Consider the following 6398-nt stretch of genomic DNA (forward strand, 5'->3'; position numbering starts at 1 on the left):
ATGGCAGAGCTGTGGTATTCGGTCAACATCACCGTCGACGGGTGCTGCGACCACCTCGCGATCGACCCCGACGAGGAACTCCACGCCCACCACGCCGAGAACCTCCGACAGGCCGACGGCCTCCTCTTCGGCCGCAGGACCTACCAGCTCATGGAATCCGCGTGGCGCCAGCCCGCAGTGACTCCTGAGACCGACGACGCCGACGCGGAGACGCAGACCGACTTCGACGTCTTCGCCGAGGTCATCGACAAGGCGAAGACGTACGTCGTCTCGAGCACGCTCACCGAGGTCGACTGGAACGCCGAACTCCTCGGCAGCGACCTCAGATCGGAGATCGAACGGATCAAGGACGACTCCGTCCGCGGCCTCCTCGTCGGGGGAGTGACGCTGCCCCGGGCACTCGCCGAACTCGGACTCATCGACGAGTACGAGTTCGTCGTCCACCCGCGCATCGCCGGCTATGGACCGTACGTGTTCAACGGTCTCGCCGAGGTCGTCGACCTCGTCCCCACGGACCGTCGCGAACTCGAGTCGGGCGCTGCCGTGCTCCACTATCGTCCGCGCCACTGAAGAAGCAGGCTGAGCCGCACACGACCGGATCCCGCCGCGACCGCGAGTGTCCCGTTTGCCGGGACAACGGACGCCGACTTCCCACTCCGCTCTCACATAGCGACCCGCAGCCATTCCCTGCAACGGCGTGCTTATGCTATCTCTGAAGAGAGCATGCGAGGGTGCATGCCGGAAGCATCCTCCCGCTGAGCGGGAGACGATATCGCCATCATCGTTCCGTTCATGCGGAGATGACGCAGAGGGAGACCCATGGTCCGGCCGAACACGGTGCACATCCTCGACACGACCCTGCGCGACGGGCTGCAGATCGAGGCGGCCATCGTGCCCACGGACGTCAAGGTCGAACTCGCAGAGCGCCTCATCGCCGCCGGGCTCACCGAGATCGAAGTCGGATCCTTCGTCAACCCGAAGAAGGTCCCGCAGATGGCCGACACCGGGGAGGTTCTCGAACGCCTTCGGCCACACGAGGACCAGGGGGTCGACTTCTTCACGCTCGTCTTCAACCTCAAGGGGGCCGAACGCGCCGTCGATGCGGGAGCGAAGAACATCAAACTCGTCGTCTCCGCCTCCGAGGGCCACTCGCAGGCGAACTCGGACGCACCGATCGCCCAGGCCACCGAGCGCCTGCTCGCCGCCGCCGACTACGCCCACGACCACGGCGTGCGCTTCGACATCACGACGGCCGTGAGCTTCATCTGCCCCTTCGACGGGATCACCGATCCCGACCGCCTCGTCGAGGTCATCCGCCCCTTCGTCGAGGCAGGCGCCCACGGCATCGGCGTCGCCGACACCATCGGCAACGCCAACCCCTCACTGGTGCGCCGGAACACCTCGGCGGTCATGGAGGCCTTCCCGGGGAAGTCGGTCGGCCTCCACCTCCATGACACGTACAACTTCGGGATGGCCAACGTCATCGCCGCCCTCGACCTCGGCATCGAACACTTCGACGCCGCGATGGGCGGCCTCGGCGGCTGCCCGTTCGCTCCGGGCGCGGCCGGGAACATCGGCACCGACGACCTCGTCCACCTCCTCCACCGCGAAGGGGTCGCGACCGGCGTCGACGTCGATGCGCTCGCCGAGGTGCGGGCACCGCTCACCGCCGCCGTCGGCCACGAGCTGAGCTCGAGCCTCTCCCAGATCCCCGCCGTCCCCGCACCCTACCGCGGCTGATCATGATCGACGAGGACCCGCACACCAGCACCGAGGCGGCGGCCGCCGACGCCGGACCGAGCCAGCCGCTGCCCCTGGCCGGCGTCCGCGTCGTCGAGTTCTCCCATATGGTCATGGGCCCGAGCTGCGGGATGATCCTCGCCGACCTCGGCGCCGAGGTGATCAAGGTCGAGCCCCGCGGGGCCGGCGACAAGACCCGCTACCTGCCCGGCTCGGGTTCCGGACTCTTCCCCGCCTTCAACCGCAACAAACTCAGCGTCCAGCTCGACATCGCCGAGGCGGCCGACCGGGAGGTCGCCCTCACCCTCATCGACTCCGCCGACGTCCTCCTCGAGAACTTCCGGGTCGGGAAGATGGAGTCGATGGGCTACGGGTACGGCGAGCTCGCCGCCCGCAACCCGCGCCTCATCTACGCCTCCCTCAAGGGATTCCTTCCCGGCCCCTACGGGCAGCGCACCGCCCTCGACGAGGTCGTCCAGATGCTCGGCGGGCTCGCCTTCATGACCGGTCCTCCCGGGCAGCCGCTGCGGGCGGGCGCGAGCGTCAACGACATCATGGGCGGGATGTTCGGGGTCATCGGCATCCTCTCCGCCCTGCGGGTGCGCGAGCAGACCGGCCGCGGACAGCTCGTCAACTCCGCCCTGTTCGAGAACAACGCGTTCCTCGTCGGCACCCACATGGCGCAGGCCCAGCTGAGTGAGGAGCCGCTGCGGCCGATGCCCACCCGGCGGGCGACGTGGGCCGTCTACGACATCTTCCTCGACCGGGACGGCAGCCAGGTCTTCGTCGCCGCCGTCAGCGACGGGCAGTGGCGCGACCTCTGCGACGAGTTCGGGCTCACCGATCTCGCCGAAGACCCCGCGCTCGAGCACAACCAGGGACGCGTCGACCAACGCGAGCGCATCCACGCCGAACTCCAGGCCGCCCTCTCCCGGCTCAGCCTCGCCGAGATCGAGGAGAAGTGCACACGCAGGGGCCTGCCCGTCGCCCCCGTCAACACCCCCGCCGACCTCACGAGCGACCCCCACCTCGTGGCGTCGGGAGCATTGGCGGCCACGGGCCTGCCCGACGGGGAGAGCGTCGACATCCCGCTGCTGCCGCTCACCTTCGACGGACAGCGACTGGGCCTGCGCCGCAACGTCCCCGCCCCCGGTGAGCACAATGCGGTCTACCGGGACGGGAACTCGGGTACCCCTCCCGACATCCCGGACGTCGACCTCGGCGAGGAGAGGACGCAGTCGCAATGACGGGGACACCGCGAGCACCGCAGGCGCGAGCACCCCGCACACGGGCACCGCAGACACACGACAACACACGATGACAGGGATCTGCAGGCAGCTGCAGCTGATCAAGGAGTGGCAATGCGATCAACGACGATCACAGGCACAGGTCGGACCACCTCGGCGAGGGAAGGGGTGCAGAGGAGACGGTGGGCAGGCGTGGGGGCCGCGCTCGCCGCGACGGCGCTCGTCCTCTCCGGATGCCAAGGCCGAGCCCAGCCGCCGGGGGAGGGCGGGGACTACCCGTCGGGACCGGTGACGGTGACAGCCCCGGCCGAACCCGGCTCGGGCTGGGACACGACGGCGCGCGCCGTCACCGAGGCCCTGCAGCGCGACGAACTCGTCACCACGCCCCTGCCGGTGCAGAACCGGCCGGGCGGCACGGGCTGCACGTGGCTGACGACGATGATGCAGCAGGACAAGGGCAAGGACGACCAGATCGCGATCACCTCGCTGGCGAGCCAGACGATGAAGGCGCGGGGTCTGTGCGAATACGGGCCGCAGGACGCCACCCTCATCGCCACGCTCTACGTCGAGGACTTCATCGTCGTCGCTCCCAAGGACAGTGACATCGCCGACCTCGACGGCCTGGTCTCCGCGCTCAAGGACGACCCGCAGGCGGTGACCGTGGCCGCCGCCGGCGACGACACGCTGCCGTTCGCGCTCTTCGCGAAGGCCGCAGGGGTCGAACCCGCCGACGTCAACTTCGTCAACTATGACGGCGGCGGCGAGCAGACGACGGCGATGCTCAACGGGGATGCGAAGGTCGCGATCGCCGGACTGAGCGAATTCCGGTCCGTCCTCGAATCCGGGGACATCGTCCCCCTCGTCACGTTCGCTCAGAAGCCGCTGCTCGCCCCGTTCGAGTCGGTGCCCACCGCGATGGACTCCGGCTACGACGTCACGCTCGGCAACTGGCGCGGGGTCTACGGTCCCGCGGACATGCCGCAGGAGGCCGTCGACTACTGGGCGACGACGCTGGAGAAGATGAACACGTCGACCACGTGGGAGGACACGGTGAAGAAGAACCAGTGGGCGCCGGAGTTCCGGACCGGTGAGGACGCGCAGAGCTACGTCGACGAAGCGGCGAAGACGGTCGAGGAGGGTGTCAAGGAGACCGAACTGGGCACGGACAAATGACCGCGACCCGGCGCGATCTCGTCACCGGGATCGTCATCACGGTCATCGGGGTCGTCTACCTCTCGGCGACCTTCTCGATCCGGGAGACGGCCGACATCGTCACCCCGCGGACCTTCCCCCAGATCGTCGGCGCCGGTCTCATCGTCCTCGGACTCTTCCTCGCCGGACAGTCCGTGTGGAGCGCTCGGACCGGGCAGGGTCGGCCCCACCCCGCCGAGGCGGAGGCCGCGTCCCAGGGTGAGAGCGGCACCGAGCCCGCCGGCGGTGTTCTCATCGACGCCCCGCCGGAGCCGGCGGGGCGCAGGGTCGTGGTCCAGTTCGCGCTCTTCTTCGCCTTCCTCGCGATCGTCATCCCGGTCGGCTTCGTCCTCTCGACCGCGGCGTTCCTCATGGCGGTGACGAGCCTCTACGCCCCGAAGAAGTGGATCCGCAACCTCGTCTTCTCCGTCCTCTTCTCCGTTGCGGTCTACGTCGCCTTCGTCTTCGGGCTCGCGGTCTACCTGCCCGTGGGAATCCTGGGATAGGGGGAGGGCATGGACACACTCGTCGATCTGGGAGGCGGCTTCGCCTCGGCGCTGCAGCCGGCCAGTCTTGCCTTCGCCCTCCTCGGCACCGTCGTCGGCGTCCTGCCGGGGATCGGTCCGATCTCGGCGATCGCGATCCTCATCCCCGTCTCCTTCGGGATGGAGCCCGTGCACGGCCTCATCCTCCTCTGCGGGATCTACTACGGGTCGATGTACGGCGGATCGATCACCGCGACCCTGATCAAGACCCCCGGCGAGGTCTCGAGTGCGGTGACGGCGATCGAGGGCTACGAGATGGCCCGGCGCGGCCGGGCGAAGGCGGCGCTGGCGACCGCGGCGATCGGGTCGTTCCTCGCCGGCACGCTCGCGATCATCGGCCTGACGTTCCTCTCCCCGGTCCTCGTCCGCCTCGCCAACGTCTTCGGCGCCACCGAGTACTTCCTCCTCATGGCCGCAGCCCTCCTGCTCGCCTCGACGATGTCGACCGGGTCCCGGGCGAAGGCCCTCATCTCGATCTTCATCGGCCTCGCCGTCGGCCTCATCGGCCTCGACTTCCAGACTGGCCTGCCCCGGCAGACGTTCGGCATCACCCTGCTCTCCGACGGCATCGACTTCACGATCTTCGCCATGGCCCTCTTCGCGATCCCCGAGGCGATCCGCAACCTCGCGCTCGGTCAGGGGGCGAAGGAGGAGATCCAGAGCTTCGGCTCCGAGCGGTGGATGACGAAGCAGGACTGGCAGCGCTCGGCCGGCCCGTGGGCGCGGGGCTCGGTCCTCGGGTTCATCATCGGCGTCCTCCCCGGTGTCGGACCGTCGCTGGCCTCCTTCATGTCCTACATCATGGAGAAGCGGATCTCGAAGCGGAAGGACGAGTTCGGCAAAGGAGCGATCGAAGGTGTGGCCGGTCCCGAGGCGGCGAACAACGCCGGCGTCGGCGGTGCGATGGTCCCCCTCTTCAGCCTCGGCATCCCCGGGTCGGCGACGACGGCGCTGCTCCTCTTCGTCTTCACGATGTACGGACTCCAGCCCGGTCCGCTGATCTTCCGCGACGAATCGGGACTGATCTGGACGATCATCGCGAGCATGTACGTCGGCAACGTCGCCCTCATCATCCTCAACCTCCCGCTCGTCGGCGTCTTCGTCAAACTCCTCAAGATGCCCAAGGAGATCCTCTTCTCCGCGATCCTCGTCCTCGTCGTCATCGGCGCCTACGCGATCGAGTTCAGCCTCTTCGGCCTCATCATGCTCGGCATCTTCGGGGTCGTCGGCTACCTCATGGACCGAGGCGGCATCCCGCTCGCCCCGTCGATCCTCGCGCTCGTCCTCGTTCCGCTCCTCGAGGACAACTTCCGCCGCATGCTCCAGATCTCCGGGGGATCGCTCGCGCCCCTGGTCACCCGGCCGGTGTCCCTGGCGATCATCATCCTCATGATCGCCGGCATCGTCGGTCCGTTCGTCTTCCGCTGGTGGGTGCGCCGGCGGAAGCTGTTGGCAGATGTGAGCGTCGGATGAGGGAGAGGACACCGATGACCGACAGAACGTCCACCGCAGGGAGGTCGACCGGGACGGAGGGGCGAGCCGATCCCGCCCCCGCCGAGGCGGTCGCCCCATCCGAGTTCGACCGACCCCAGGAGGTCGGGGTCATCGACCGGAGTGCGGCCATCCTCACCGCGCTCCAGGACACCCCGATGACCGCCGCCGAGGTGTGCCGCCG

General features: G+C 68.6%; 6 protein-coding genes and 1 pseudogene. All 7 read left to right on the forward strand.

From position 1 onward, the window contains the following. Positions 1-570 (forward strand): dihydrofolate reductase family protein, encoded by a 570-nt coding sequence (locus B2W79_RS09260; protein ID WP_292788809.1) that lies wholly within the window; start codon positions 1-3, stop codon positions 568-570. Between the two features lie 249 nt (positions 571-819). After that, complete coding sequence (locus tag B2W79_RS09265; RefSeq protein WP_009380119.1) at positions 820-1740, forward strand: hydroxymethylglutaryl-CoA lyase; 921 nt, start codon at positions 820-822, stop codon at positions 1738-1740. 2 nt (positions 1741-1742) lie between these two features. After that, positions 1743-2987, forward strand: coding sequence for a CaiB/BaiF CoA transferase family protein (locus B2W79_RS09270; RefSeq protein ID WP_009380117.1), 1245 nt, complete (start codon positions 1743-1745; stop codon positions 2985-2987). Between the two features lie 192 nt (positions 2988-3179). Then, the gene (locus tag B2W79_RS09275) at positions 3180-4160 is read left to right on the forward strand and encodes a tripartite tricarboxylate transporter substrate binding protein (protein ID WP_292788811.1); all 981 of its coding nucleotides are present in this window, start codon (positions 3180-3182) and stop codon (positions 4158-4160) included. Next, positions 4157-4684: a tripartite tricarboxylate transporter TctB family protein gene (locus B2W79_RS09280; RefSeq protein WP_280559215.1), complete on the forward strand. Its 528-nt coding sequence runs from the start codon at positions 4157-4159 to the stop codon at positions 4682-4684. Before B2W79_RS09275 ends, B2W79_RS09280 begins: the two co-directional genes overlap by 4 nt. A 9-nt stretch (positions 4685-4693) precedes the next feature. Then, the gene (locus B2W79_RS09285; RefSeq protein WP_280559216.1) at positions 4694-6196 is read left to right on the forward strand and encodes a tripartite tricarboxylate transporter permease; all 1503 of its coding nucleotides are present in this window, start codon (positions 4694-4696) and stop codon (positions 6194-6196) included. A 14-nt stretch (positions 6197-6210) separates the two neighbouring features. Beyond that, a pseudogene (locus tag B2W79_RS09290) lies at positions 6211-6398 on the forward strand (transcriptional regulator); the annotation flags it as partial.

This window comes from Microbacterium sp. UBA7513 (genome assembly GCF_002478345.1).
GTDB lineage: Bacteria > Actinomycetota > Actinomycetes > Actinomycetales > Microbacteriaceae > Microbacterium.